Genomic DNA, 25,112 nt, shown 5'->3' with positions numbered 1-25,112 from the left:
GAGAATATATTATATCGCAAGTATTTCAGATGCCCTGCTGACAGATTGTCCTAGGGGAGCTGGTTTGGGTCAAGGGGTTGCATGTACAGGGCTGATTATTATGTTATTTCACTTAACCCGAAGGGGGGCAAAATGATAGTATCGGGCCCTTAAATTTAGGTTCTCAGGGAATAATGGTCATATGCTGTCGCTTGATAATGTCAAAATCGCCATCATAGGTTTGGGGTACGTGGGCCTGCCTTTGGCGGTTGAGTTTGGCAAACAGTTTCCAACCTTAGGGTACGACATCAGTGAACAGAGAATACGTGAGCTTAAGATGGGGCAGGATTCTACCTGTGAGGTAGAGTCTGAGCTGTTGAACAGCGCAAAGTATCTGACTTTCGCAGCGCAGGAGTCAGAGCTTACAGCGAGTAATGTGTATATCGTTACTGTGCCAACACCGATTGACGAACATAAGCGACCAGATCTTTCCCCTTTGATTGGTGCAAGTCAGCTAATAGCCCGTTATCTGAAGAAGGGAGATGTGGTCGTCTTTGAGTCAACGGTCTATCCGGGGACAACCGAGGAAGAATGCATTCCTGTTATCGAAGCTGAATCCGGCTTGGTTTTTAATCGTGATTTTTATGCGGGATATAGCCCTGAGAGGATAAATCCTGGCGATAAACAGAATCGGATATCTACCATTGTAAAAGTTACATCCGGTTCAACACCGGATATCGCTGATTTTGTAGATGATCTGTATAAAAGCATCATTACTGCTGGTACGCATAAAGCGTCTTCAATCAAAGTCGCCGAAGCTGCAAAAGTGATCGAAAATACACAGCGGGATGTGAATATTGCGCTGATGAATGAGTTAGCGATCATTTTTAATAAACTCGATATCAATACCCAGGATGTATTAGCGGCAGCTGGGACCAAGTGGAATTTCTTACCCTTTAAGCCAGGCCTGGTCGGGGGACACTGTATAGGTGTGGACCCTTATTACCTTACCCATAAAGCTCAGGCTGTTGGCTATCATCCGAATATGATTCTTGCAGCTCGCCGAATTAATGACGGGATGGGCCACTATGTTGCCGGTGAGATGATTAAGGCAATGGCTAAGAAAGGTATTCCGTTGAAAGGTGCAAAGGTACTTGTGTTAGGTTTGACCTTTAAAGAGAACTGTCCGGATATCAGGAATACTAGAGTGATAGATATGGTTCGGTCGCTAGAAGAGTACGGTGTTGATGTGGTTGTATGTGATCCATGGGTGAATGCGGAAGATATCGAATATCAAATTGATTTTATGAGTGAAATACCAAATGAGACGTTTGATGGTTTAGTTGTAGCAGTTAAACACAGGGTGTTTGAAAATTATAAATTAGGCGCTTATGTGAAAGAAAAGTCGGTGATTTATGATTTGAAGGGAATAGTTGATGAAAGTTTTGTCTGTGAGCGATTGTGACTTGTTAGTGAGATTTTCGAGTTATTAATGTGATTAAAAAAATCTTATATTCCTCTCTGGCTTTGAATCTAGGTTTGCTTTTAGGTCGGTTTTTAGGGTTTTTTAGAGAGGCGGTTATCGCCGATAAATATGGTGTTTCTCTTGAAGCAGATATTTTAGTTCTAATCCTTACTGTTCCAGATATGCTGGTAAATATTTTGGTTGGCGGAGCCTTAGGTGTCGTTCTTATTCCAAGGTTTTCAAAGAACCCTGAAATGGCGATAAATTTACTCTATCAAGCGATTTTGATGATAGGGGGCGTTGCTATAGTTTTAACGGCAGTTTTCGTTTTCTTTTCAGCAAATATATTAGGGGTTTTGGTACCAGGTTTTAGTTCGGACCGTATTGAGAAAGCTTCTGAAGTATTGAGGTTAGTACTTTGGCTTATTCCTCTAACTGTGCTGTCAGGGGTTGTAACAGCATATTTACATTCAAGGAATCGGTTTGCAGTTGCGGCTTTGGGTACTTTTATTATTAATTTTACTATTATATTAGGGCTGGTTTTTTATGCGGATGAGTATGGGCTGATTGGCGTTGCATGTTTTGTATTAATTGGCGGCCTTTTACGTCTCATGAGTCAATTGTGTTTAGTAGATATAAGAACGTTGATTGTTTCGTCATTTAGCCCTTTTCTTCTGAATAACGGTTTTTTTAAAAAATATTGCCAGGCACTGGTCTCCGGTAGTCTTCTATTGTTTTTACCAGTGATCGGTAGAGCTATATCTTCGTTTTCAGGTGATGGTAGTGTTGCTGTATTCAATTACTCCATAAAGTTGGTTGAATTTCCTCTGGCTATTGGTGTTACTTTTCTCATTGCTGTTTTGTATCCTCGTTTAGCGGCGTGTTATAAAGCTGATATGGCTCAGTATAAGTTGCTAGTGTGTTATGGAGTCAGGGCTGTGTTAGGGATGTCTTTAATTGTATTAACAGCATTGGTTTTAGGGGTTGATGAATATGTTCAGTTCGTTTTTGGTTATGGTGGCATTTCAGCTGAAAAAATGACAGAGATATCCTATTTAACTGCTGTAGGATTATTAAGCTTGCCACTACAAGGGTTATCAATTTTTTTTACTGCAGTATTTAACTCTAAAGAGAAGACGTATTTGCCAATGTATATTAATTTAATTGGCGTATGTGCGTTTGTATCTTTAAATTTATCAGGTCTTTTAGGTGATGGACTTGATTCCATTATGTGGGGGTTGTTTTGTTGTTATTTAATGATTGTGTTTATGCAGTTGGTGGTTATAGGTGTTGACGGTTTTGTAAAACTTAGAGATGTGTTTGAAATTAAATTTTTGATTGGTCTCGCATTTTGTGTTGGTGTTTTGATGTTCGGGTTGTCGTCACTGTTAACAATCCTTTCATCATGGGGAGCTGTAATAGGAATAGCTGTTATGACATCGTTAGCGATAGGGTTGTTGGTCATTTTAGACGCCAATGCAAGAACGCTTATTCTCAGAAGGCTGTATAGTAAATGATTACATTCATGTTGATTACAAATAGTGTTGATATTGCATCATATGCTGAATCTTGTGGGGTTGGACGAATATTCGTAGATTTAGAAAGGATAGGCAAATTTGAGAGGCAGGGGCATTTAGATACAGTTATTAGCCAGCACTCTATACATGATGTTGAAAATATAAAGAAAAGCTTAAGAAAAGCTGAGCTTCTGGTGAGGCTAAATCCGCTTCATAGTGATACAGCTAATGAAATTGATCAGTCTATTGAAGCAGGGGCCGATTTATTAATGTTGCCAATGTATCGTGATGCTGAAGAAGTGAAAAGATTCACAGAGCTGGTAAATGGACGAGCTGCGGTAGTTCCTTTGCTGGAAACATATGATGCCGCAAAATGCATTGATGATGTTGTTAACATAAACGGTGTAAGCGAAATTTATATAGGCTTGAATGATTTACATATAGATATGGGGCTTAGTTTTATTTTCGAACCTCTGGCGATGGGTTTGGTAGAAGACTTGGCTAAAAAGATTTCTGGTGCAGGCTTGAAGTTTGGTTTTGGAGGGATTGCAAGAGTCGGTGAGGGAGCAATACCTGGGGAAATGGTCTTGGCTGAGCATTTACGTTTAGGATCTTCTTCAGTTATCTTGTCGAGAACCTTTCATAGAAATAGCGATAATATGAATGACTTCAACGCAAATATAAATCTTGGACTAGAGCTTGCAAAGCTTAGAGAAGCTGAAAGATGTTTGGCATTAAGGAAGAAGGCAGAGTGTGAAGCTGATTTTAATGACTTTAGAAACAGTGTGCAGAGTCTCGTGTTAAATAAGGGGGAATGATGAAACGAATATTTGATGTTTTTGTTTCTTTGTTTTTATTGGTTTTGTTTGCGCCCATTTTTTTGATCATCTCTGTTTTAATTAAGGTTGATTCACAAGGTCCGGTGTTGTTTAAACAAGTTCGCATTGGCAAGAATGGCAAAAATTTTAATATCTATAAATTTCGGAGTATGAAAGGTGGCGCCGAAAGCACAGGGCCGCATTTTACTTCCAAAAACGATGTTAGGATAACGTCGATCGGAAAAATAATCAGAAAATCCAGTTTGGACGAAATCCCGCAGCTATATAACGTGCTGGTTGGAGATATGAGTTTAGTTGGGCCTCGACCAAATGTACCCTTGCAAAGGGAAGAGTATACAGAAAGGGAATGGTGTAAAAGGAATAGTGTCAGGCCTGGAATTACTGGTTTGGCACAGGCTACATTGCGATCATCGGCAACAAAGCAGCAAAGAACTAATCTGGATTTAGAGTACGTAGAGAATGCCTCTTTTTTTTACGATATGAATATTTTGTGCCTTACGGTTAAGCAAGTAGTTTCTAGGGGAGGCAATTAGCAATGTGTGGTATTTATGGCTATTTTGATAGTGAAAAAAACACCATTTCTGATAGTACACTAAAAGAGATGGGGAATGTTATAGCCCATCGCGGTCCTGATGGTAATGGATGCTTTCATGATTTGGAAAAAGCTGTTGCTGTTGGTAATCAGAGACTCGCAATACTTGATCCTGAGCATGGAGAGCAGCCGTTCTACTCTACTGATAGATCAATAATCGTCGTTCAAAATGGAGAAATCTTCAATCACGTTGAGTTGGCGCAAGGCTTGAAAGGAACGTCTTTTGAGTGTGAAACAAATTGTGACACGGAAGTAATATTACGCCTCTATGAAAAGTTAGGCGTGGATGGCTTAAACCTATTGAATGGAATGTTTGCTATAGCTATCTACGACAGAAATATAGATGCTATGTACCTGATTAGGGATCGGGTTGGAGAAAAGCCACTTTATTATACTTTTCAAGATGGGCGATTGGTTTTCGGGTCGGAAATAAAATCTATATTGCAGGTATGTGATGACAAAGAAGTTAGTGCATCGGCATTAAATCAGTATTTAGCTTTTAATTATGTTCCGCCACCTTTGACTATGTTTGAGGGGGTTAAACATGTTATGCCAGGATGTAGAGTTAAAGTAACCAGATATGGTTTAGAGGAAAGTAGTTGGTGGGATCTGGCAGCTGTAAAGCCTGAAAATAAGCCTGAACCTGAACTGATTGATGAGTTTAATCAGATATTGAGTGACGCAGTTAGAATTAGATTAAGATCGGACGTGCCTTTTGGGGCGTTTTTGTCTGGAGGAGTTGATTCAAGTACAGTCGTTGGATTAATGAGTAAATATCTTAATGATCCGGTGAAGACTTTTTCAATAGGCTTTAATGATCCTAAGTATGATGAGTCACCATACGCGCAGCAAGCTGCTGATTTGTTCAATACTGATCATATAATGCAAAAAGTCGAGGCTAATACATTGGATTTATGGCCTTTAGCTACATACCACTGTGACCAGCCTCATGGGGATGTGTCTTTCTTGCCAACATATAAAGTAGCTTCTTTGGCAGCAGAAAAAGTAAAAATGGTGCTTACCGGTGATGGGGCTGATGAGCTATTTGCCGGTTATGATAAGTACAAAAATTACTTTAATGATGAGACCTTAGGGCTTTCTGATGAAGCTTTTAAAGAAAGTTATTTGAAGAATATTTCTCTTTTTGATGCTGATGATCGTAATTCTTTATATTCTGACGCGTTGCGTGAGAAAGTTGGAGAAGTCGACGTAATTGGTGTTATTGATGACCTATGTAATAGGTCAAGGAATATGGACAGAATTAATCAGGCGCTCTATATTGATACGATGTTATTATTGCCTGGTAATAACTTAGTAAAACCTGATCGAATGGGGATGGCTGTTTCTTTAGAGAACCGTGCACCATTTCTCGATTATAGGATGGTAGAGTTTTCGTTTTCTATCCCTGGTAAGTTGAAATTAAAAAACGGCGTGACTAAATATTTATATAAAAAAGCAGTGTGTGACTTAATCGGAGATGAACTGGCATATAGAAAAAAACAAATGTTCACTGTTCCCGTTGGTGATTGGTTTAAGTCAGAACTAAAAGATTTGTGTGAAGATTTGTTGTTGTCAGAGAAAGTTCGAAAGAGAAATCTGTTTGATTATGAAAAAGTCGCAAAAATGTATAGTGAACATTGTGACTCTATTACTAACTATACAAGGGAGCTGAGAGCGTTAATGGCGTTAGAAATATGGTACAGGGAGTTTATTGATAAATGATTAAGTCTGTAAGTGAAGGCTGATATGGTGTTATATCTGTTCGCTTTTTATAGTGTGCAATAGCTTGCGTCAGTGAGAGAAAGTTATGAGTTGTTTTTAGGTTGAGCGTTTAGTTGAGCTTTTGCCTGATTATTCTGTATGTTTATGTGTTGATGCGGTAGTTGTTACTTAAGTTTATTTGTTATTCGTTTGAGACAAATTGTGGACCACAGTGTCGATGTGATGTGATTATACATTTTTTTGTGAGGCGAGGGTGCTCATGATCTCAGGCATGTTTAAAATATACTAAGTGGCATTTTAATTATTTTATGTTTGAGATGTTAAGGATGTCAGGTAGTTATTGTGAGCTTGAGCAATTTTGAAGATTGGTGGTAATTAATTTAAATTGTTTGGTTATGTCGTTGTTGAAGAGAGAGTGAACGTTTTTTCGTTCAGGGTTTTGCTTGATCAGTTGCCTTAATCATTAACAAAAAATACAAGACTTAAGTGGTCTGCTTTGATTAGTTGAACGTTTGGCTAAGTTGCGAGAATGCGAATGCGAATAATATCAAAATTAGATGTTAAGCCTCCTTTTGTAGTAAAACCTGTGCACTTTGAGGGGTTGCGAAAAGTGGGAACCCCTGCTGATTTGGCTGCTAAGTACTATAGCCAGGGGGCGGATGAAATATTTTATATCGATATAGTGGCTTCGCTGTATCAGCGAGAAATTTTGTTAGATGAAATTTCTGCTTTCAGTGAAGGGGTCTTTGTGCCACTTGGCGTAGGCGGCGGAGTAAGAAGTATCGATGATATGTCACAACTGTTCCATAGTGGCGCAGATAAAATTGTACTTAATACTCATGCATTACAAACTGACCCCGGGTTAATTGATAGAGCTGCAAAGATGTTTGGTGCTCAGTCAATAGTTATAAATATCGAGGCTAAGTCCTTGAATGGCGACTGGGTATGTTATAGTGATTGTGGCAGAATACCCTCTTCTCGAACTGTAAGCTCTTGGGTGGATGAGGTTATTAACCGTGGTGCTGGCGAGATTTTGATACAGTCTGTAGACCGTGATGGGCGTCAAAAAGGCTATGATTTAGACTTGATAAAAAATGTAGTCGACAGATCACCTATTCCAGTTGTGGCATCAAGTGGTGCAGGTTCTAAAGAGGATGTACTGGAACTTGTTAAAGCAACGGGAGTATCAGCAATAGCCATATCATCTGTGCTTCATTATGAGCTTGAAACTATAGATAGTATTAGAGCTTATCTTAAAGATCATGGTATAGAGGGCGTTTAATGTCAAAGTTTGTTGGTATCGTAGATTATGGTGTGTCAGGAAATTTAGAGAGTATTTATCGTGCAGTTTCTTTAACAGGTGAAAAGGTTAAAGTTATTAATGCCGCTAAAGATCTTAAAAAAGCAAGTCATATTATTTTGCCTGGTGTTGGAAGCTTTCCTGATGCGATGAATAGCTTGAGTAAATCAGGGTTGTTAGAAGAATTAACATATCAGCTTGATTATAAGCCTACGCTAGGGATTTGTTTAGGTATGCAAATACTTGGGCGTTTGGGCTTTGAGTATGAAACAACAAGAGGGATTGGTTTTTTCAACGCGGAAGTTAAGCCTATAATATGTGAAAAAGCTGTACCTCATATGGGATTTAATGAAATCGAAGTTTCGGCAGAGAATCCCGTTCTTAAAGATTTAGATAAGAAAAAATTCTACTTTATGCACTCGTTTGAAGTTGTAAATTATACTGATGTGGCTGCGCTGACAACGTATGCAGAACATAAGATAGTAGCAGCGATATCTAAAGGACTTGTTACTGGAGTTCAGTTTCATCCAGAAAAGAGTCGAGAGCAGGGTATAAAATTATTTGAAAACTTTGTGAGTTATTGAGCATATTATGACTGAATTAACGGGTAAATATGGACTTCCTCTTGAAGTTAAGTTTTGTAAAAAATGTACAATGAATAATCAGCGGCCTGCTTCAACAGTTGAGTTTAAGCAAAAAGCTGATGAGAAGAAAAAAACCCTGGCGTTCGATGATGAAGGGGTTTGTGATGCATGTAGATACGCAGAAAAAAAGAAGAATATTGACTGGTCTACCAGAGAAGCTGAACTAGAAGAGTTGTGTAACCGCTTTCGTCGCAACGATGGCCGATATGATGTAGTTGTTCCCGGGAGTGGAGGGAAAGATAGTGTGCAGGCCGCGCACATGTTGAAGTATAAGTATAATATGAATCCTATACTCATAACATGGCCTCCAGCGTTGTATACTAAAATAGGACGTCAAAATTTTGAAGCTTGGCTAGACGCTGGTTTTGCAAATTATACGTACAATCAAAATCGTAAGTTGCATCGATTTTTAACTAAGTCTGCTTTTGAAAATCTTGGTCATCCTTTTCAGCCATTTATTCTTGGGCAAAAAAACTTAGCGCCTCGGTTGTCTGTACTTCTTGATATCCCTTTAGTTATCTTTGGTGAAAATGAAGCTGAGTATGGTAACGCTATCGAAGATAATGAAAAACCGACTAGAGATAATAAATATTTTTCTTCCGAGGAAAGTATTTCTGACCTTGTTTTAGGCGGTGTTCCCGCAATCGAGTTAATAGAAAAATATGATTTTAAACTCTCTGATTTGGAAGCCTACTTTCCAGTTAATCCTCATGAATTAGATAGGGTTGGGACTGAAGTTCATTATTTGGGATATTATGTTAAGTGGCACCCACAAGAAACATATTATTACTCAGTAGAAAATACTGATTTTGAACCAAACTATCATAGAACAGAGGGAAGTTTTAGTAAATATAGTTCCCTGGATGACAAAATTGACTGGTTACATTATCACACTACAACGATAAAGTTTGGTATTGGTCGGGCAACATATGATAGTGCTCAAGAAATCCGTAATGGCGATATTACTCGTGCGGAAGGAATTAGTTTAGTAAAACGTTTCGATGGTGAATTTCCTGAACAATATATAGTAGATTGTTGTAACTATATGGGGATTACGATTGATAGATATCATGATGTTATAGAAAACTTCAGAAGCCCTCATTTATGGCAAAAGAAATTTGATAAATGGGAACTGGTAAATCCAATTTGGAAGAGTGAAGTTTAAAAGGTAGCTGATGAAACAACAGGTTAGAGTTATTTCTCGTTTAGATGTTAAAGGCCCCAGACTTATAAAGGGGGTGCATCTGGAAGGGTTAAGGCCAGTTGGTGAGCCTAATGATTTTGCAAAACGGTACTATATGAGTAGCTCGGATGAGTTACTGTATATTGATGTTGTTGCTAGTTTGTATGGTCGCTCGAACATGAGCGAAATTGTTGCACAAACAACGGATTCTTGCTTTATTCCAGTCACCGCTGGAGGAGGGGTACGGTCAGTAGAGGATGTCAGGATTCTTCTGAACTCTGGCGCGGATAAAGTTGCAATTAATACTGCTGCAGTCAGTCGTCCTGATCTCTTAGATGAAATCGCAAATGAATTTGGTTCTCAATGCCTTGTTTTATCGATAGAAGCCAAGCAAACGAAAGACGGTACGTGGAGAGTATTTACTGAGAGTGGGCGTGAGCCGTCAAAACTTGATGCGGTTGCCTGGGCTGTTGAAGCATGTAATAGGGGAGTTGGTGAAGTTCTGATTACTTCTATTGACAGAGAAGGCACCGGGAAGGGGTTTGATATAGAACTGACGCAAAGTATTGTGGATGCAGTCACTGTACCTGTTATTGCTAGTGGGGGATTTGGTAAACTTGACCATATCGATAACGTTCTCAGAACCGGTGTTGATGCAATTGCGATAGCTGATGGGTTTCATTTTAATAAGTTTACTATTTCTGATGTCAAGAAAAGAGTTTCAGAAGCAGGGTACCCTGTGAGGATGTAATGTGAAGTTAGCTTCGGTTCTGGATTATGGTGCTGGCAATGTAAAAAGTCTGTCCCGTGCATTGATTGCTGCTGGGTATGATCGTGTGCAATTAATTGATCAGCCTGAGCAATTAAATGAAGCAGATAACTTATATATCCCCGGGGTTGGTTCGTTCTCGTCAGCAACAGAAAAATTACAGAGTAATGGGTTGTTTGATGCAGTATTGGAACATGCTAACTCGGGTAAACCTCTGATAGGTATTTGCTTAGGTATGCAGCTTTTAGCAACAAGTGGGAATGAGTTTGGAGTTAATCCCGGGTTGGGTTTGATTGATGGCACGGTTGATTTAATTCCCGATGTTGTACAGGGTAGAAATGTTTTGCCTGTAATAAATTGGATAGATGTTAAATTAAATACGAATCCTACATTTAACTTAGACTCATGTAAGGATCCTTTTTACTTTGTCCACTCTTACTATTTTAAGCTGAATAATGAGCGGGATTTAGTGGCATACTATGAGAGAGGAAATAGTAAAATTGCTGCAATCGTCCAAAAAGATAACGTTATTGGATTTCAGTTTCACCCTGAGAAAAGTGGTCTGGCTGGTATAAAACTGTTAAAAAATACGATGAGTATTTAGTAGAAGGTGAAGTATGTCTGTATGGCTTAGCTGGAATGAATTAAATTTACGCTGTAAAGAAAAAAGTAAAATATATCTTTATGGCCGTTCTGAAGATTGGGTTCACAAGGCTATAAAAAAAATCACGGCGAATATACATGGTATAGTCGACAGGGATATTACGTATCATGGTACGGAATATTTTGGTTTGCCTATATCACCTATCGAGAAGATAGATTGCTCAGATTCCCCGTTTTTCATTATCACCGCAGGTGAGTTTGAAGGGATTGTGGATACTCTCGAAAATATGGGGCTTAAATCTGGAGTTGATTTTTGTTGCTCACCCGATTTTAGAGATTACAGAAAAATTAAAGATTTCCACGAAAAAAACTTTGAGGTTTTGATCGCAAGCTCTGATTATAATGACCAAACCCGTGCCAGATCTAGTCGCGTGGGGGGAGGGCTTTTTAAATTTAATACTGCGACTAAAGAATTTACAAAGCTTGTCAAGGGATCTTTTAGACAGTTTGAATATTATAACGGGTTTATTGTTGCTGTAGATTACGTTGAAAGAGAGTTAGTATTCATTAATTCTGATTATGTTGTAGAGAAAAGAATATCTTTACCTAAACCAAATTATTGTGGTTTGGCAATAGATGAAGTTAATAATACCGTTTATATTGCTAATGCAGGTGATGACTCAATATTAGTAATTAATGAGCCGCTTTCCTTAAATTTGACTATTACTGAACTGAACTTTTTAAGTCGTGAGGGGAGTAATCGAGAAGCTCATATCAATGACTTAGAACTTTATGATGGCAAATTATTATTTAGTTATTTTTCTAAGTCTGGAAACTATAAGCTAGGCGTTTTCGATGGCGGCGTTTCACATTATGACCTTCAGAGCGACGAATTGGCAACTGAGTGTATTTCTGGGTTATGGAAGCCTCATAGTCCGAAGGTCATAGGTGGAAAATTATGGGTTCTTGATTCGATGCGTGGAAGCCTGGTCAGTGGCTTTGGTAATGAATGCTACAATATAGGTGGCTTTGCCAGAGGACTGGATGAATATCAGGGTGTTATGGTAGTAGGGCAGAGTCAGGATATGTATCTTTCAGATCGTGTATCGCAAGGCAGTGTTGTATCTGTAGATTCCGGCATCCACTTATTTGATACTGATAGTAAGGCTGTTCGCTTTATACCGATAAATACGATTATGAATATCCATGATATTAAGGTTATAACACATGTATAACGATGTCTTTCGGCCGTTGCCGCCGTTATCTCAAGAGCTTGAAGCACTTATTGATAAGAAAGTTCACATTGATGAAAAGTATTCACTTCCAAAGAACGTTCAGTACTGTAAGCGTTGCGTTATTTCAAATCAAAGGCCCCGTATAGGCTTCGTTGACGGAGTCTGTAATGCTTGCCGGTATTGGGAGTCAAAAGACAACTCGATTGATTGGAATGAGCGGGAGGCCCGTCTTCAGGAAGTATGTAATAAACATCGCCGGAATGACGGACGTTTTGATGTGTTGGTGCCGTCTAGTGGTGGTAAAGACAGCGTATATGTCGCTCACATACTGAAAGAAAAGTATGGAATGAATCCCCTTACCATGACATGGGCGCCGCATGTATACACTGAAATAGGTTTCAGAAATTTACAGGCGAAAATTCATAGTGGGTTTAATAATATATTATTATTTCCTGATGGATATACACACCGGTTAATGACCCGGTTGTCTACTATTTTGATTGGTGATCCTTTCCAGCCATTTATCTATGGCCAATCGTATTTACCATTAAAAATAGCAGCTGCTTATGGAATAGATTTAATTTTTGATGGTGAAAATGGAGAAGCTGAATATGGTGGTGATGCATCGGTAGAAAATGCAATTGGGTTTTGTGCTGATGATGCCGATGAGTATTGGTTATCCGGTTTTCCCATTGATGAATGGAAAAATCATGGGTTCTCCGAGAAGGATTTGAACATGTATATGCCTCCAAGCTCTGAAGAGCTGGAACGGTGCAAAGGAATAGAGCGGCATTTTGCCAGTTATTATTTAAACTGGCAGCCTCAGAAGCATTATTTTTATTGTGCTGAGCATACAAATTTTCTTGCAAACCCGGAAGGTCGTTCTGAAGGAACCTTTTCTAAGTACGCATCACTGGATGATCAGATCGACCCGTATCACTACTATTTCGCCTTGCTAAAATTCGGGATATCACGGTGTACTTCAGATGCTGCTCATGAAATTAGGGAACACTTAATCGATCGTGATGAAGGCGTTGCATTAGTACATAAATATGATACTGAATACCCAAGCGAGAAAACTAAAAATACATTTTTAGAGTACTGCGGCCTTACACCTTCTCAACTGGCGCGTATTGAAAATAGGTGGCGGAACGAACGGCTCTGGAATAATGACAATGGGGTTTGGAAGTTAAATGGTCAGGTAGGATTTTAATCCTACCTTTCAGTATTTTTTAGTTGGTAATTAATTTGGATAAGTTGCGTATAGTTCTGTGTTGTTATGGTGGAGGCCATGTTCAGTCGTTAGTTCCTGTCTATAAAGAGCTAATAGCCAGGAACTGCTGTGACATTTTAGTTATTGGTTTTTCTACAGCAAGACAAGAGTTTGAGAAGCACGATATCCCTTGTGTCGGTTATGATGTATTTGAGTCATATATTCAGTATGAAAAATATGACTTTTCTGCGTTTAATATTCCGCACTCAGCACATCCTTCGATTACGGATAACGAAAATAGCGCTTATTATCATGTAGGTATTCAGGACCTTATTAGGAAGTACGGAGCAGATGAGGCCTTAACTAAATTTATAGGTGATGGACGAATATGTTTTGAACCTGACTTAACGATGGAAGAGTTTTTGCTAGCGGAAAAGCCTGATATCGTTGTTAGTACAACCAGTCCTCGTTCAGAGTTGGCAATACATAAAGCTGCTAAACGTCTCGGGATTAAAAGTGTCGCTGTGTCAGATTTATTTTTAATTCAGGAGTCTAAGTATATTTGTGCAAGTGATTATGCATCAGATGTTACTGTAATCTCAGATTATGTGAAAGATTATTTGTTAGGGTTTCCAAATATCGATGCAAAGGTACATGTGACTGGAAATCCAGCGTTCGACCAGTTGTTTTCAAAAGAATTTGAGCAAAATGGTGCTGAACTCAGACAGCGTTTGGGGATTCCGGCTGAAAGTAAACTGATCACCTGGATTGGATCACCTGGAGGAGTCTCCTTAAGAGGCTTGCATTTTGCTGATGTTAATGAAGTTGCTAAAAAGCTCAGGGCAATATGCGAGGATACAGAGCTTTATTTTGGAATAAGGCCTCATCCTAATAGTAACTATCATAGTTTAAAGTTAGGTCCGAAGGGGCATTTACTTGATAATAGATATCCTATAGAAAGTATAGTCTGGGCATCCGATGTTGTTGTTTTTGAAACATCAACTGTTGGGTTGCAAGCAGCGTTGATTGGTAAGTTTACTGTCGCTATAGGTGAAGAAGACTACCCCCCATACCAAAAATTAGGTCTGTCTGTACGGGTTTCAAGTATAGATGAGCTTCCTCAGGCAATTAATAAATTAGTATTGCCAAGCTTATCAGGCTTTTTGCCAGAAAGTTTAGGTGTTTCAGCTAAATTGGTTTCTGATGTAATATTAGATAATTGATATTTCTGTCTGCTGGTTTTATTAGCTTGTACACATACCTTAAAACTAGGTGAAAAGGAGATGTAGTGAATATATATGCACTGATTCCTGCAAGGGGGGGATCTAAAAGGCTACCTAATAAGAATATAAAGGTATTAGGTTCAAAAACACTTATTGAATTATCGATAAGTACGGCTGAAGAATCTGGTTGCTTTAATAAAATAGTTGTCTCGAGCGATTCTGATGAGATTTTATCTTTGGCTTCAAAAGCAAATGCTGTTACACATCCTCGATCAGAAAATGCATCAAAAGACTCCGCCAGCATAATTGAGGTTGTTCTTGAAACCCTGAATTTTATTAAAAGCAATGGTGATGAAACACCAGATGCAATCATGATTTTGCAACCAACTTCGCCGTTTCGTACCACTGAAAGCATTATAAAAGCAGTTGATCTTTTTGTGTCGAATAGTGCAAAACACTCAGTTGTTTCTGTTAGTCCGGCAAAACCACATCCTTTATGGACAAAGACTCTAGATAAACAAGGTAATATTTCTAGTTTCATTAGTGATTTTGATGAAACTATTCAGAGTCAGGGGTTATCGGATATATATGCTTTAAATGGGCTTCTTTATCTTTTCCCTGTCACTGATTTTCTATCTTCTAAATCTTTTTATACGACTCCGACAAAGGGATTGATAATTAACTCATCGATTGAATCTTTGGATATTGATACACCTGATGATTGGGCAATAGCTGAGGCTGTCTATAATGCAAGAATTTGACAAAACTGTACCAGAGCACTGTTATGTAATAGCCGAAGCCGGTGTTAATCATAATGGCTGTGAAAAATTAGCATTTGATATGGTTGATGTTGCAGTCAGTGCGGGTGCTGATGCAATAAAATTTCAAACTTTCACAGCAGAAAAGCTTGTTACTGCAGCTGCAAAAAAAGCAAAGTATCAAGTAGATCAGGTTGGTGAAGGTAATCAACTTGAAATGCTGAAATCATTAGAGTTAACAGAAGAGTCTCATAGAAAACTATCAGATTATTGTAAATCCAGAGATATTGATTTTCTTTCGACCCCTTTTGATGAATCTGCGGCTGATTTTTTAATTGGCCTAGGTTGCAATAAAATTAAAATCCCTTCAGGCGAAATTACTAATATACCTTTTATAAGGTACCTGGCAGCCAAAAACATACCTTTGATTTTATCAACGGGGATGTCTGACTTATCTGAAGTGTCAACTGCTGTTAATGAAATTAAATTAGTACGGCAGGCTTTAGGATTTAACAGTCCGTTATCAGAAGCATTATCATTGTTGCATTGTACTTCTAATTATCCGACTCCTTTATGTGATGTTAACTTACTTGCCATGCAGACCCTGGCGTCTACCTTCGGGTTACCTGTAGGGTATTCTGATCATACAGCCGGTACTTTTGTGGCTCCATTAGCCTGTGCTATGGGAGCGAGCATTATTGAAAAGCATTTTACTTTAGATCGAACCATGGACGGGCCGGACCATGCCGCTTCACTAGAGCCTTGTGAGCTACATTCAATGATTCAGGATATAAGAAACTATCAGTTAATTAAGGGCTCTGGTATTAAGGCGCCTGTAGAGTCTGAACTGGATACACGTATAGCTGCCAGAAGAAGTGTTGTTTTAGTAAATGATATATCTGCAGATACAAAACTTACTATTTCTGATCTTACTTTAATGAGACCGGGGAATGGCATAGCTCCTGCAGACTTGGATAAGCTCATAGGGCTAACTTTAACTCGTGATATGGTGGCGGGTAGTACGCTTGAATGGGATGATATCAGAAAAAAATGAGACGTATTTTATATATAACAGGTACTAGAGCTGATTTTGGGCTGATGCAGAGTACTCTTGATAAAATTAATGCTGCCGATAATCTTGAGCTTGGAATAGCCGTTACAGGGATGCATTTATGTAAGCAGTATGGAAATACTATTGTTGATATTGAAAAATCGGGTTTACCTATAGTCAACCGATTCGCGGTAAATCTTGGTTCTGACAAACCTTCCATTATGGCTAAGTCGATTGCTGATGAGCTGAATGGTGTTGTTGATACGATTGAGAACTTCAAGCCTGATATATTACTTTTGCTAGGCGACAGAGGAGAAATGTTAGCAGCTGCGATAGCTGGGTTACACTTAGGCATTCATATAGTTCATATACATGGGGGAGAGTTATCCGGGACTGTTGATGAGCCAGTGAGGCATGCTATTTCCAAATTATCACACTTTCACTTTGCTTCTACTCAAGGGGCGCGCCAGAGATTAATTAAAATGGGTGAGAAAAGTGATAATGTATATGTCACAGGGGCTCCAGGACTTGATGATGTTGTGAATATAAGTTTTTCTACCCGGGATGAGTTTTTGCTCCAGAACGGGTTTGACCCTAATCAGAAATGCGCTTTGGTTATTTTCCATCCGGTGGTACAGGAGTTAGACGACATTGAGAGACAGACTCTTCAGCTAGCCGAAGCCGTAGCGTCGATTGATGATCTTCAAATTTTATTCTTGATGCCTAATTCAGATATCGGCGGTGAATCTATCCGTATGGTCCTTAATGGCTTCTCTGGTTCATTTCGCTTAGTAGAGCATTTATCGAGAGAGACGTACCTCCAGTGGCTCAAGCATTCAGATGTCATGATTGGCAATTCAAGTAGTGGTATATTAGAAGCTGCGAGTTTTGATACGCCTGTTATTAATATAGGTGATCGTCAGTTTGGTAGAGAACGAAGTGCAAATATAACTGATGTCTCCGTAGATTTTGAAGTGATCAGACACAGTACCATCAAACAGTTACAAACAAGTAAAACTCCTGTTGATAATATATATGGTGATGGTTTTGCCGGTGAAAAAATTGTGGAGTTGCTTCAGAACATCTCATTAGATAAACATATTTTGAAGAAAATAAATGCATACTGATTACTTTATTCTCGGTGCAGGTGGACACGCCAAAGTAGTCTTGGATTTGATGGCTTGTTTATCAATCAGGCCCTTGGTTTATGATAATAATATAGAGTTGAAAGGCTCTATTGTTTTAGGCTACGAAATAGAATATTTAGATAGCTATAGTGAATTGCCAAAGATTGGGCATATCGCAATTGGTGATAACCATATTCGTTTTACATTAACGGAAAAACTGTCACCCTTTGTTGAATCATGGAGTACATTAATCCATCCATCATCATGTATAGCTAAATTTGTAGAGCTTGATGATGGTGTTCTAATAGCGGCTGGATCCGTGATTGGTCCTGAATCTTTTGTTTCAAAAGGGACAATTGTTAATCATCGAGCTGTTGTAGATCATGATTGTCGTATCGGTGAATATTGTCATATTGCACCTAATGCAACTCTGGGAGGTGGCGTTGTGCTTGGGGATTTTGTTTTAGTGGGCAGTGGGGCAACTATTTTACCAGGAATTAATATTGGCAGTAATGTAGTTATCGGTTCTGGTGCCGTGGTAACAAAAGATATTGCTGATAATCAACGTGTTGCAGGCATACCTGCTAGAGGCCTTCTGTGAAAGATTCTATTGTAAACTTAATTGTTGATGAAAAGCACAGTTTGCAGGAATTACTGCAAAAAATGGATCAAGGTGCCAAAGGTATACTTTTAGTCGTCGATAAAAGTGGTCAGCTACAGCGTACGATTACTGATGGTGATATTCGAAGGTTGTTGCTTTCAGACATGCCTTTGCATGCAAAGAATATTCAATTTGGTAACAAAAAGCCTGTAACGGCAAAGCTTGATACTTCATCGGTCGAGCTATTGACCCTAATGAAAGAGGCGGGCGTAAATCAGATTCCAATTATCGATGATTCTGGTCGCCCTGTTAAGTTAATAAGTATCTCAGACTTAAATGACAGAATTCTACTTTCTACTCCACACATGGGAGATTTGGAGTTAGATTATGTTAATCAGGCGTTTCAAACTAATTGGATAGCACCATTAGGTCCTAATGTTGATGCTTTCGAGAATGAGCTTGTTGAGAAAGTTCAAGGGGGTTATGGCGCTGCCTTGAGTTCTGGAACTGCTGCGATTCATATGGGCTTAGTACTACTGGATGTCAAACCAGGGGATATAGTTTTTTGTTCATCTCTTACATTTATTGCTAGCGCAAACCCAATAATGTATCAGGGGGCTGTGCCTGTTTTCATTGACTCTGAATTAGACTCTTGGAATATGTCGCCAGAAGCTTTGAAGCGAGCTTTTGAAGATGCTGTCATTACCAACCGCCTACCTAAAGCTGTTGTTGTGGTGAATCTTTACGGCCAGAGTGCTGATATGGATCCAATTAAGGATCTTTGTGATATGTACAATGTCCCTATTATCGAAGATGCCGCCGAGTCGCTTGGGGCTACATATAAAGGAAGATCCAGTGGTTCAATCGGGCATTTAGGTGTTTATTCATTTAATGGTAATAAGATAATAACCACTTCGGGTGGTGGAATGTTAATTTCAGATGACATTGAGTTGATTAAAAGAGCAAGGCACCTAGCAACTCAAGCAAGAGACCCTGCTCCTTGGTATCAACATACTGAAGTTGGTTTTAATTATCGTATGAGTAATGTCCTTGCTGGAATTGGCAGAGGGCAGTTAAAGGTTTTAGATTCCAGAGTAGAGCAGAGAAGAGCTATCTTTGATTATTATGAAGCAAGCTCTTTAAGTACCCTTATTGATTGGATGCCCGAAGCTGATTTTGGACGTTCAAACCGATGGTTGACTGTAGGGCTTATCAATAAAAATGTTGAAAGCGATGTGCAGACTGTCATTGATAATTTGTCTGAAAAAGGAATAGAAGCCCGGCGTGTATGGAAGCCTCTGCATTTACAACCAATTTTTGCAGATTGTAAGTATTTTGCCCATAGTGATGATTTATCATGCAGTGATTTGTTGTTTGATAAAGGGATTTGTTTGCCTTCTGGAACACAGCTTAATAAGTTTCAGTTAGATAGAGTAATTAGTGAGCTTGTACAAGCGTGTTCTTGATGAAGGCAATCGAATGACTTTTTTTAACAGATTAAGTAGATCTCAAAAACGTTTTCTTTTTATTTTTTCTGACAGTATTTTTTTAATACTGTGTTGTTGGTTTAGTTTCTCTCTTCGATATGGTGAGCTCTTGGCCAATGACTTTGTTCATTGGCCTGCATATTTGCTCGCTCCTTTTATTGGGATCCCCGTTTTCTGGAAGCTAGGGTTATACCGTGCGGTAACACGTTATATCGGAAATAAAACGCTTTGGATAATTGTAAAAGCCATATCTTTACATATCGTTTTATGGGCTACGGTTGTTCATTTGATGGGGTTACCTGAAGCAATTCCGCGTTCTGTGATTTTCATATACTGGTTTGTGGCTATTGTTGCCGTTGGTGGCATGCGTATGTTAGTTCGCTGGGTGATACTAAGTCAGTTGCCGGCAAGAGAACGACTACAGCCAAAAGCTGTTGAAAAGGTTTTGATTTATGGGGCCGGGTCAGCAGGACGCCAATTAGCAACTGCACTATTTCATTCTGACGAATATAAAATTGTTGCTTATATTGATGACGATTTAGGTAAAGTTGGTTCAGATATCCACGGTGTTCGTGTGTATTCTTACACTGATATTGATCTTTTGATTGCTAAATTTACAGTTGATGCCGTTTTGCTAGCTTTACCGTCAGCTTCTACCAGCAGAAGAAAACAAATCGTTGATTCTCTTGCTGATGAGCGAGTAAGAGTCCTTACACTCCCTGGCCTTTCCGACCTGGCCGGCGGCAAAGTGACTATCAGTGACGTTCGGGAAATCGATATTGCCGACTTGCTGGGAAGGGAAGAAGTAAAGCCTCATCAGAACCTATTGGACCGCTGTATCCTTAATCAGCGTGTGCTTATTACCGGTGCCGGTGGTTCCATTGGTTCAGAATTATGTCGGCAGATTATTGCGCAGCAACCAACCACAGTCGTTATCTATGAATTAACAGAGTTTGCGCTATACAGCATTGAACGTGAACTTCGGCTGGTACTGCCTGAGGGGATTCAGCTGATACCGATCCTCGGTAATGTTCTGGATAAAGCAATGCTTGAACAGGTCATGACTGAGTATGCAATCGATACTGTTTACCATGCGGCTGCGTATAAGCACGTGCCCCTGGTGGAAGCCAATATTCTGGCAGGGGTTCGCAATAACCTGCTAGGGACCTGGTATACCGCTGAGGCGGCGATTAAGTGCGGTGTAAAAAATTTCGTTCTGATTTCTACCGATAAAGCAGTACGGCCAACCAACGTTATGGGTGCCAGTAAGCGCTTTGCTGAACTGGTTTTACAGGGGCTGGCATTACGTGAAAAAGAGACCTCTGCGATTCGTTTCGCCATGGTACGTTTCGGAAACGTGCTGGGCTCTTCCGGTTCAGTCATTCCGCTGTTTAAGCAACAGATTCAGGATGGTGGTCCTGTGACCGTTACCCATCCTGAAATTACCCGTTATTTCATGACGATTCCTGAAGCTGCCTGTCTGGTGCTGCAGGCCGGTTCCATGGGATGTTCCGGTGATGTTTTCGTGCTGGATATGGGAGAGCCGGTTAAGATTAAATCTCTGGCTAAAAAGATGATTAATCTTTCCGGGCACTCAGTGAAAGATGAGGGGAATCCGGACGGTGAAATTGAGATTGTTTTTTCCGGTTTGCGTGACGGTGAAAAACTCTATGAAGAGCTGCTCATTGGCGATAATGTTCAGCGCACTGAACATGAGATGATTATGCGTGCATCTGAAGTGATGCTTAGCTGGGATGAGCTGGAGAAGGTGCTGGCTGATATGCGCAGTTCCCTCGATGAATTTGCGTATGACCGTGTTCGTACACTGTTATTAGAGGTGGTGAACGGTTATAACCCGCAGCATGAGATTCGGGATTTAATCTATACAAAACAGCAGCAGCGTATTGAGTCTGAAGCACAGAAGCTTCACTAGGCACAGGCTTCAACAGTAGAATACAGAGAACTGTTGGTTAATCAGGAGAATGGTGTGAGTCTTTTTTCAGCGTTAAAGTCGATGTTTTCGGGCGGTTCAGCGCCCGCTGAGCCGGTGACAGAAAGTTTTCCACCGGTCGAATACGAAGGTTATACCATTACACCGACGCCACAGCAGGAAGGTAGCCAGTATCGGATCTGCGGTGAGATTGTGAAAGGTGATCAATCGCATACCTTTGTACGGGCGGATTTATTGCCTTCGGCGGAGTCCTGCCGTGATGAAATGGTGCGTAAGGCACGTCAGATGATCGATCAGCAGGGCGATGCCATATTCTGACAGCAACCGGTCGGTTCAGTAGCTGTAATCGGCCAGTGATTTTATTTCGAGTAACTGTTTAAGTTTGCTCAGTGATTCTTGCGTTGTTTCTGTCAGCAGTGCGTTATAGAAGAACGCAGGAACATTCCCGCCCGGATCGGTCCAGGCCTCATAATCAATCCGTGTCTGATCGCCCAGATCAGAAATAATCCAGCGCGAATCCGATGCCGTAATTCTCAGGGTATTGTCCTGCTGAGGGTATTCAGTATGGCAGTCCTTAAGCCGGATGATGATCTGGTCCGCTCCAAACTCTGTGGTAATGCAACTGATGATATCCCGGTCTGTAAACGGCCAGGGGCTGTTGAGTGTGGCCCGGGTCAGGAAGCTTCTCGGGGAATACACTTCAAGGGTTTCAATACCCTGCAGGTGGCTGAACCACGTGGGAGTGAGGGGCAGGTCGCTGATTACCCGGAAAACCAGTGCCGGAGGTTTTCCGGTTATAAGGTGCGCCTTTACCTGTTTAAACGCACTGTTTTTTTCTTCACTGAGCGGGTAATCATGAAGGCTGACAATAATATTGCCATCTTCAGCCGAATCCGCGACAGGCTGTTTACCGATAGCACTGCAGCCTGTCAGGGCCATTAACAGTATCAGCAGGCCTGCCAGTCTGAGCAGGCCCGGCGTCCTCAGTCCGAAAGCATCCGTTGGGTTCATTGTGTCAGGTTATCCGCTATTCTCCTGCTGCTGTTGCTATAGATTGTAGCGCAGTCGTGACGTTCCCCAATAATGTATCCAGACCTTCCGTGTTATGGCGTGCAGCAATATAGGCAGGATCATTGTGGGTTATCCAGGTTTGACCCTGCTGGTCTTCCCATACCAGATATTTCTGTGGCAGATCGATTGCGGCCGTCTGGCTGTTCTGCATAAGCGGTGTACCGGCCTGTGGATTACCAAACAGGAGAAGGGTGGTTGGACGCAATGTTTCGTTTATTTTTGCTGCCGAGGCGGCATGATCGACATTGGCAATAACCGCCATCTTTTTTTCTGTGATCAGTAATTCCAGCCGTTCAGTCGTTGTTGTACAGCTATGACGACTTGGAGTATGTATTAAGCCCTGTGTTGCGCAGTGGTCCATGTGAATTTACCAGAACAGTTAACGGAAACAGGCAATGCTAAAGCGGGAAAGTGATCTTCACTATGTCCGGGACACCATAATTTATGTCCGTTAAGCCAGTGGTGTAGCCTGCTTTATACCGCTTGTGTCAGTATGTTATTGGATCAGGTCTGAGAGTTGATATGACGTTACATCAAAGCCGGCTATTCATGAATACAGCCGTATTGCTGAGTTTACTGGTTGCCCCGCAGAGTTTTGCCGCTTCACCGCAGACCGTGCTCATCCCCGGAGGCAGCTATCAGCTTGGCTGCTCCGGGGGGGACACCGAATGTGATACCGATGAAGGGCCAGCAGGAGGCGTCAGGGTCACCGTGGGTGATTTCCGTATCGGTATCCATGAAGTGTCTGTTACGCAATACCGTGCCTGTGTGGAGGCCGGTGTGTGTACCGTCCCGTTTGATTACCGCCGGACGCACTATTGTAACTACGGTGCACCGGGGCGTGATAATTATCCGCAGAACTGTGTTAACTGGGATCAGGCGCTGCAGTATTGTCAGTGGCAGGGTGGCCGCCTGGCGTATGATGTTGAATGGGAGTGGGCGGCCCGGGCAGGGGCTGCTACGGCATTTCCATGGGGGAGTACCCCGGTGGATTGTTCCCGGGCGGTTATTGACCCATATGCCCCCGGGAAGGCCGATACGGAAACGGATGGCTGCTGGCGTGATCTGACATGGCCCAGGGGGAGCTTTCCGCCGAATGATTATGGCCTGTTCGATATGATCGGCGGGACAAGTGAATGGCTGATGGACTGGTATCATCCCCGGGCGCACCGTGAGTATTATGCCAAAGGGCACTTAACCGGCCCTCCGGAAGGCCGGCGTAAAGTGATTAAAGGCGGTTCCTGGGATGAAAAGCCACCGGCCCAGCGGGTGTCAAACCGGTTTGCAAAGCCGGTAACCGGTAATCCGGATTTATACGGTTCAAACGGTATTCGCTGCGTGTATCCGGCAGAATACAATCAATAGGGTCTGAGTATGTTTTTAAGCCGGGAAGAATTCAGCCACAGCTTCACCGACGGTACGGTCGTCTTCGAGGATATCGCGGCATCCCTGCGGGTGTTGGAAAAAAACAGCATTCGCTGGATTCAGCTTGATGAGCATTATCTGCAGGCCGCCATGGATACGGATGAGCCGTCAAGGCCTGTGTTTGCCTATGTTCAGGCAATGATGATGAGTCTGGTGATGGGGAGTGAACCCCGCAGTCTGCTGAATCTGGGCATTGGCGGGGGGGCTGTCGAGCGTTTTGTGACCAGGCACTTACCCGGTTGTGACATAGTGTCCGTCGAGTTAAATGCCGATGTCTTATCTGCAGCCCGCCGTTATTTTGCGTTGCCTGAAAGCGTTAAAGTGATTGAGGCAGATGCATTTGAATATCTGCAGCAAACGGCTGAACAGTATGACCTGATCTGTGTTGACCTGTTCGGATCAGATGGCTGTCAGGACCGGCTGCTGGAAGAATCGCTCTGGCTTAGTCTGTATGAACGGATGCATTTCACCGGTTGTCTGGTTGTGAATCTCTTGCTGACTGAGCAGGCGGTGTTGCTTCAGGTTGTGACAATTATTCGTCAATATTTTTCACATGTAGTCATTTTTCATATGGAAGGTTTTGAGAACGTTGTGATTTATTGCCGGCACTATCCCTGTGTCGTGTCAGAGGTGCTCAAAAAGAATGCTGATGAACTGGCAGATGACTGGGGGCTGGATTTCAAAACGCTGCTGGATCATCTGACATATCTTCCTGAGCCCTTTAGATAAAGACTGTACAGGGTAAGTAACGATTCACTTTCACCGGCCAGTTTTCAGTTTTTTTCGATAATGTAAACTGATGAACTCATTCTGGGTCATTCGTTAGAAATACTCTCTTAAGAATTGTCTCTGACTGCCCTATAATGGCCATGGTTTGTCAATTTTTTACAAGGAGTGGGTTGATGTCTGCTGAAAAATTTCCAACATTGAAAGAAATGGGTATCGAAGATCCGTACGATATCCAGCGTTACTCTTCGCGCATCGAAAATGATATCGACGTGCTGAAGATCTATCTGCATCGCCATCAGGGCGAGTGGATGGCAAAGAGCAAGAAGTTTAAGTTTAAGCGTGCCCATAAGGCTGTTCCGACGGATAGCGGTTTTGTGCCGTTCCGCGATACAACTGAAGCCTCTCCATACTTTCTGAAAGCCGTTGCAGAACTGGATCAGTTAGTTGCCGGTGAGAAGCAGGCAAAAGACAAGAAAGAACATTTAATCGAAGAGCTGGATCACCTGGAAAAGGTTGTTACCCGCAAAGTCGATGAGCTGCGTCGCCGTATCGACGAGCTGTAAACCTGACAGACAGGTTATTTTTCAGCAGATTCAGAAGCGCCGCCCGGCCGCTTCTGAATTTGATC

25 protein-coding genes are annotated in these 25,112 nt (G+C 41.2%); 23 read left to right on the top strand and 2 right to left on the bottom strand.

The annotated features are described in order from the left end of the window. Positions 1 to 181 precede the first annotated feature (181 nt). The 20 genes from PCI15_RS20160 to PCI15_RS20065 all read left to right on the top strand — a co-directional run bounded on the left by PCI15_RS20160 (position 182) and on the right by PCI15_RS20065 (position 21,577). Positions 182 to 1,444, top strand: a complete 1,263-nt coding sequence (locus PCI15_RS20160) for a nucleotide sugar dehydrogenase (RefSeq protein ID WP_271271712.1) — start codon at positions 182 to 184, stop codon at positions 1,442 to 1,444. A gap of 29 nt (positions 1,445 to 1,473) precedes the next feature. After that, positions 1,474 to 2,961 carry a lipid II flippase MurJ gene (locus tag PCI15_RS20155; RefSeq protein ID WP_271271711.1) on the top strand — a complete coding sequence of 496 codons (1,488 nt, stop codon included), beginning with the start codon at positions 1,474 to 1,476 and terminating at the stop codon, positions 2,959 to 2,961. Beyond that, positions 2,958 to 3,779 carry an aldolase/citrate lyase family protein gene (locus PCI15_RS20150; RefSeq protein ID WP_271271710.1) on the top strand — a complete coding sequence of 274 codons (822 nt, stop codon included), beginning with the start codon at positions 2,958 to 2,960 and terminating at the stop codon, positions 3,777 to 3,779. The genes PCI15_RS20155 and PCI15_RS20150 overlap by 4 nt, the downstream gene beginning before the upstream one ends. Next, a complete protein-coding gene (locus tag PCI15_RS20145; RefSeq protein WP_271271709.1) occupies positions 3,776 to 4,333 on the top strand; it encodes a sugar transferase in 558 nt (185 codons plus the stop codon). The genes PCI15_RS20150 and PCI15_RS20145 overlap by 4 nt, the downstream gene beginning before the upstream one ends. A 2-nt stretch (positions 4,334 to 4,335) precedes the next feature. Then, on the top strand, positions 4,336 to 6,114 hold the full coding sequence (asnB, locus tag PCI15_RS20140; RefSeq protein ID WP_271271708.1) for an asparagine synthase (glutamine-hydrolyzing): 1,779 nt from the start codon (positions 4,336 to 4,338) through the stop codon (positions 6,112 to 6,114). A 535-nt stretch (positions 6,115 to 6,649) separates the two neighbouring features. After that, positions 6,650 to 7,396 carry an imidazole glycerol phosphate synthase subunit HisF gene (hisF, locus tag PCI15_RS20135; protein WP_271271707.1) on the top strand — a complete coding sequence of 249 codons (747 nt, stop codon included), beginning with the start codon at positions 6,650 to 6,652 and terminating at the stop codon, positions 7,394 to 7,396. Continuing rightward, a complete protein-coding gene (hisH, locus tag PCI15_RS20130; RefSeq protein WP_271271706.1) occupies positions 7,396 to 7,998 on the top strand; it encodes an imidazole glycerol phosphate synthase subunit HisH in 603 nt (200 codons plus the stop codon). The genes hisF (PCI15_RS20135) and hisH (PCI15_RS20130) overlap by 1 nt, the downstream gene beginning before the upstream one ends. Before the next feature lie 7 nt (positions 7,999 to 8,005). Beyond that, a complete protein-coding gene (locus PCI15_RS20125) occupies positions 8,006 to 9,223 on the top strand; it encodes an N-acetyl sugar amidotransferase (RefSeq protein ID WP_271271705.1) in 1,218 nt (405 codons plus the stop codon). A 10-nt stretch (positions 9,224 to 9,233) separates the two neighbouring features. Further along, a complete protein-coding gene (hisF, locus tag PCI15_RS20120) occupies positions 9,234 to 9,992 on the top strand; it encodes an imidazole glycerol phosphate synthase subunit HisF (protein WP_271271704.1) in 759 nt (252 codons plus the stop codon). A gap of 1 nt (position 9,993) precedes the next feature. After that, on the top strand, positions 9,994 to 10,614 hold the full coding sequence (gene hisH, locus PCI15_RS20115) for an imidazole glycerol phosphate synthase subunit HisH (RefSeq protein WP_271271703.1): 621 nt from the start codon (positions 9,994 to 9,996) through the stop codon (positions 10,612 to 10,614). A 13-nt stretch (positions 10,615 to 10,627) separates the two neighbouring features. Continuing rightward, positions 10,628 to 11,848 (top strand): DUF4915 domain-containing protein, encoded by a 1,221-nt coding sequence (locus PCI15_RS20110; protein WP_271271702.1) that lies wholly within the window; start codon positions 10,628 to 10,630, stop codon positions 11,846 to 11,848. Beyond that, positions 11,841 to 13,061: an N-acetyl sugar amidotransferase gene (locus PCI15_RS20105; RefSeq protein ID WP_271271701.1), complete on the top strand. Its 1,221-nt coding sequence runs from the start codon at positions 11,841 to 11,843 to the stop codon at positions 13,059 to 13,061. Before PCI15_RS20110 ends, PCI15_RS20105 begins: the two co-directional genes overlap by 8 nt. Before the next feature lie 35 nt (positions 13,062 to 13,096). Further along, on the top strand, positions 13,097 to 14,284 hold the full coding sequence (locus PCI15_RS20100; protein WP_271271700.1) for a CDP-glycerol glycerophosphotransferase family protein: 1,188 nt from the start codon (positions 13,097 to 13,099) through the stop codon (positions 14,282 to 14,284). Between the two features lie 65 nt (positions 14,285 to 14,349). After that, positions 14,350 to 15,045 (top strand): acylneuraminate cytidylyltransferase family protein, encoded by a 696-nt coding sequence (locus tag PCI15_RS20095; RefSeq protein ID WP_271271699.1) that lies wholly within the window; start codon positions 14,350 to 14,352, stop codon positions 15,043 to 15,045. Further along, positions 15,032 to 16,096, top strand: coding sequence for an N-acetylneuraminate synthase (gene neuB / locus PCI15_RS20090; protein ID WP_271271698.1), 1,065 nt, complete (start codon positions 15,032 to 15,034; stop codon positions 16,094 to 16,096). The genes PCI15_RS20095 and neuB overlap by 14 nt, the downstream gene beginning before the upstream one ends. After that, the gene (gene neuC, locus PCI15_RS20085; RefSeq protein ID WP_271271697.1) at positions 16,093 to 17,220 is read left to right on the top strand and encodes a UDP-N-acetylglucosamine 2-epimerase; all 1,128 of its coding nucleotides are present in this window, start codon (positions 16,093 to 16,095) and stop codon (positions 17,218 to 17,220) included. Before neuB ends, neuC begins: the two co-directional genes overlap by 4 nt. Next, complete coding sequence (locus PCI15_RS20080; RefSeq protein ID WP_271271696.1) at positions 17,210 to 17,821, top strand: acetyltransferase; 612 nt, start codon at positions 17,210 to 17,212, stop codon at positions 17,819 to 17,821. The genes neuC and PCI15_RS20080 overlap by 11 nt, the downstream gene beginning before the upstream one ends. Further along, on the top strand, positions 17,818 to 19,287 hold the full coding sequence (locus PCI15_RS20075; protein ID WP_271271695.1) for a DegT/DnrJ/EryC1/StrS family aminotransferase: 1,470 nt from the start codon (positions 17,818 to 17,820) through the stop codon (positions 19,285 to 19,287). Before PCI15_RS20080 ends, PCI15_RS20075 begins: the two co-directional genes overlap by 4 nt. 13 nt (positions 19,288 to 19,300) lie before the next feature. Then, positions 19,301 to 21,241, top strand: coding sequence for a polysaccharide biosynthesis protein (locus tag PCI15_RS20070; protein ID WP_271271694.1), 1,941 nt, complete (start codon positions 19,301 to 19,303; stop codon positions 21,239 to 21,241). A 54-nt stretch (positions 21,242 to 21,295) separates the two neighbouring features. Further along, positions 21,296 to 21,577: an HlyU family transcriptional regulator gene (locus PCI15_RS20065; RefSeq protein ID WP_271271693.1), complete on the top strand. Its 282-nt coding sequence runs from the start codon at positions 21,296 to 21,298 to the stop codon at positions 21,575 to 21,577. A 15-nt stretch (positions 21,578 to 21,592) separates the two neighbouring features. On the opposite strand, the gene PCI15_RS20060 is transcribed toward PCI15_RS20065, so the two are convergent. Next, positions 21,593 to 22,270, bottom strand: coding sequence for an SRPBCC family protein (locus tag PCI15_RS20060; protein ID WP_271271692.1), 678 nt, complete (start codon positions 22,268 to 22,270; stop codon positions 21,593 to 21,595). A gap of 16 nt (positions 22,271 to 22,286) precedes the next feature. Beyond that, entirely contained in the window at positions 22,287 to 22,691 is a 405-nt protein-coding gene (locus PCI15_RS20055; RefSeq protein WP_512699169.1) for a DUF302 domain-containing protein, read from the bottom strand. Between the two features lie 161 nt (positions 22,692 to 22,852). Here PCI15_RS20055 and PCI15_RS20050 point away from each other — a divergent pair, with 161 nt between their 5' ends. The 3 genes from PCI15_RS20050 to PCI15_RS20040 all read left to right on the top strand — a co-directional run bounded on the left by PCI15_RS20050 (position 22,853) and on the right by PCI15_RS20040 (position 25,047). After that, positions 22,853 to 23,695 carry a formylglycine-generating enzyme family protein gene (locus tag PCI15_RS20050; RefSeq protein ID WP_271271690.1) on the top strand — a complete coding sequence of 281 codons (843 nt, stop codon included), beginning with the start codon at positions 22,853 to 22,855 and terminating at the stop codon, positions 23,693 to 23,695. 9 nt (positions 23,696 to 23,704) lie between these two features. Continuing rightward, a complete protein-coding gene (locus tag PCI15_RS20045; protein ID WP_271271689.1) occupies positions 23,705 to 24,484 on the top strand; it encodes a spermine/spermidine synthase domain-containing protein in 780 nt (259 codons plus the stop codon). Positions 24,485 to 24,657: 173 nt separating this feature from the next. Next, positions 24,658 to 25,047: a DUF3461 family protein gene (locus PCI15_RS20040; RefSeq protein ID WP_271271688.1), complete on the top strand. Its 390-nt coding sequence runs from the start codon at positions 24,658 to 24,660 to the stop codon at positions 25,045 to 25,047. The last annotated feature ends 65 nt before the right edge of the window (positions 25,048 to 25,112 follow it).

Source organism: Aliamphritea hakodatensis, assembly GCF_024347195.1.
In the GTDB taxonomy this organism is placed as follows: Bacteria; Pseudomonadota; Gammaproteobacteria; order Pseudomonadales; family Balneatricaceae; genus Amphritea; species Amphritea hakodatensis.
This window is presented reverse-complemented; position numbering and strand designations above follow the sequence as displayed.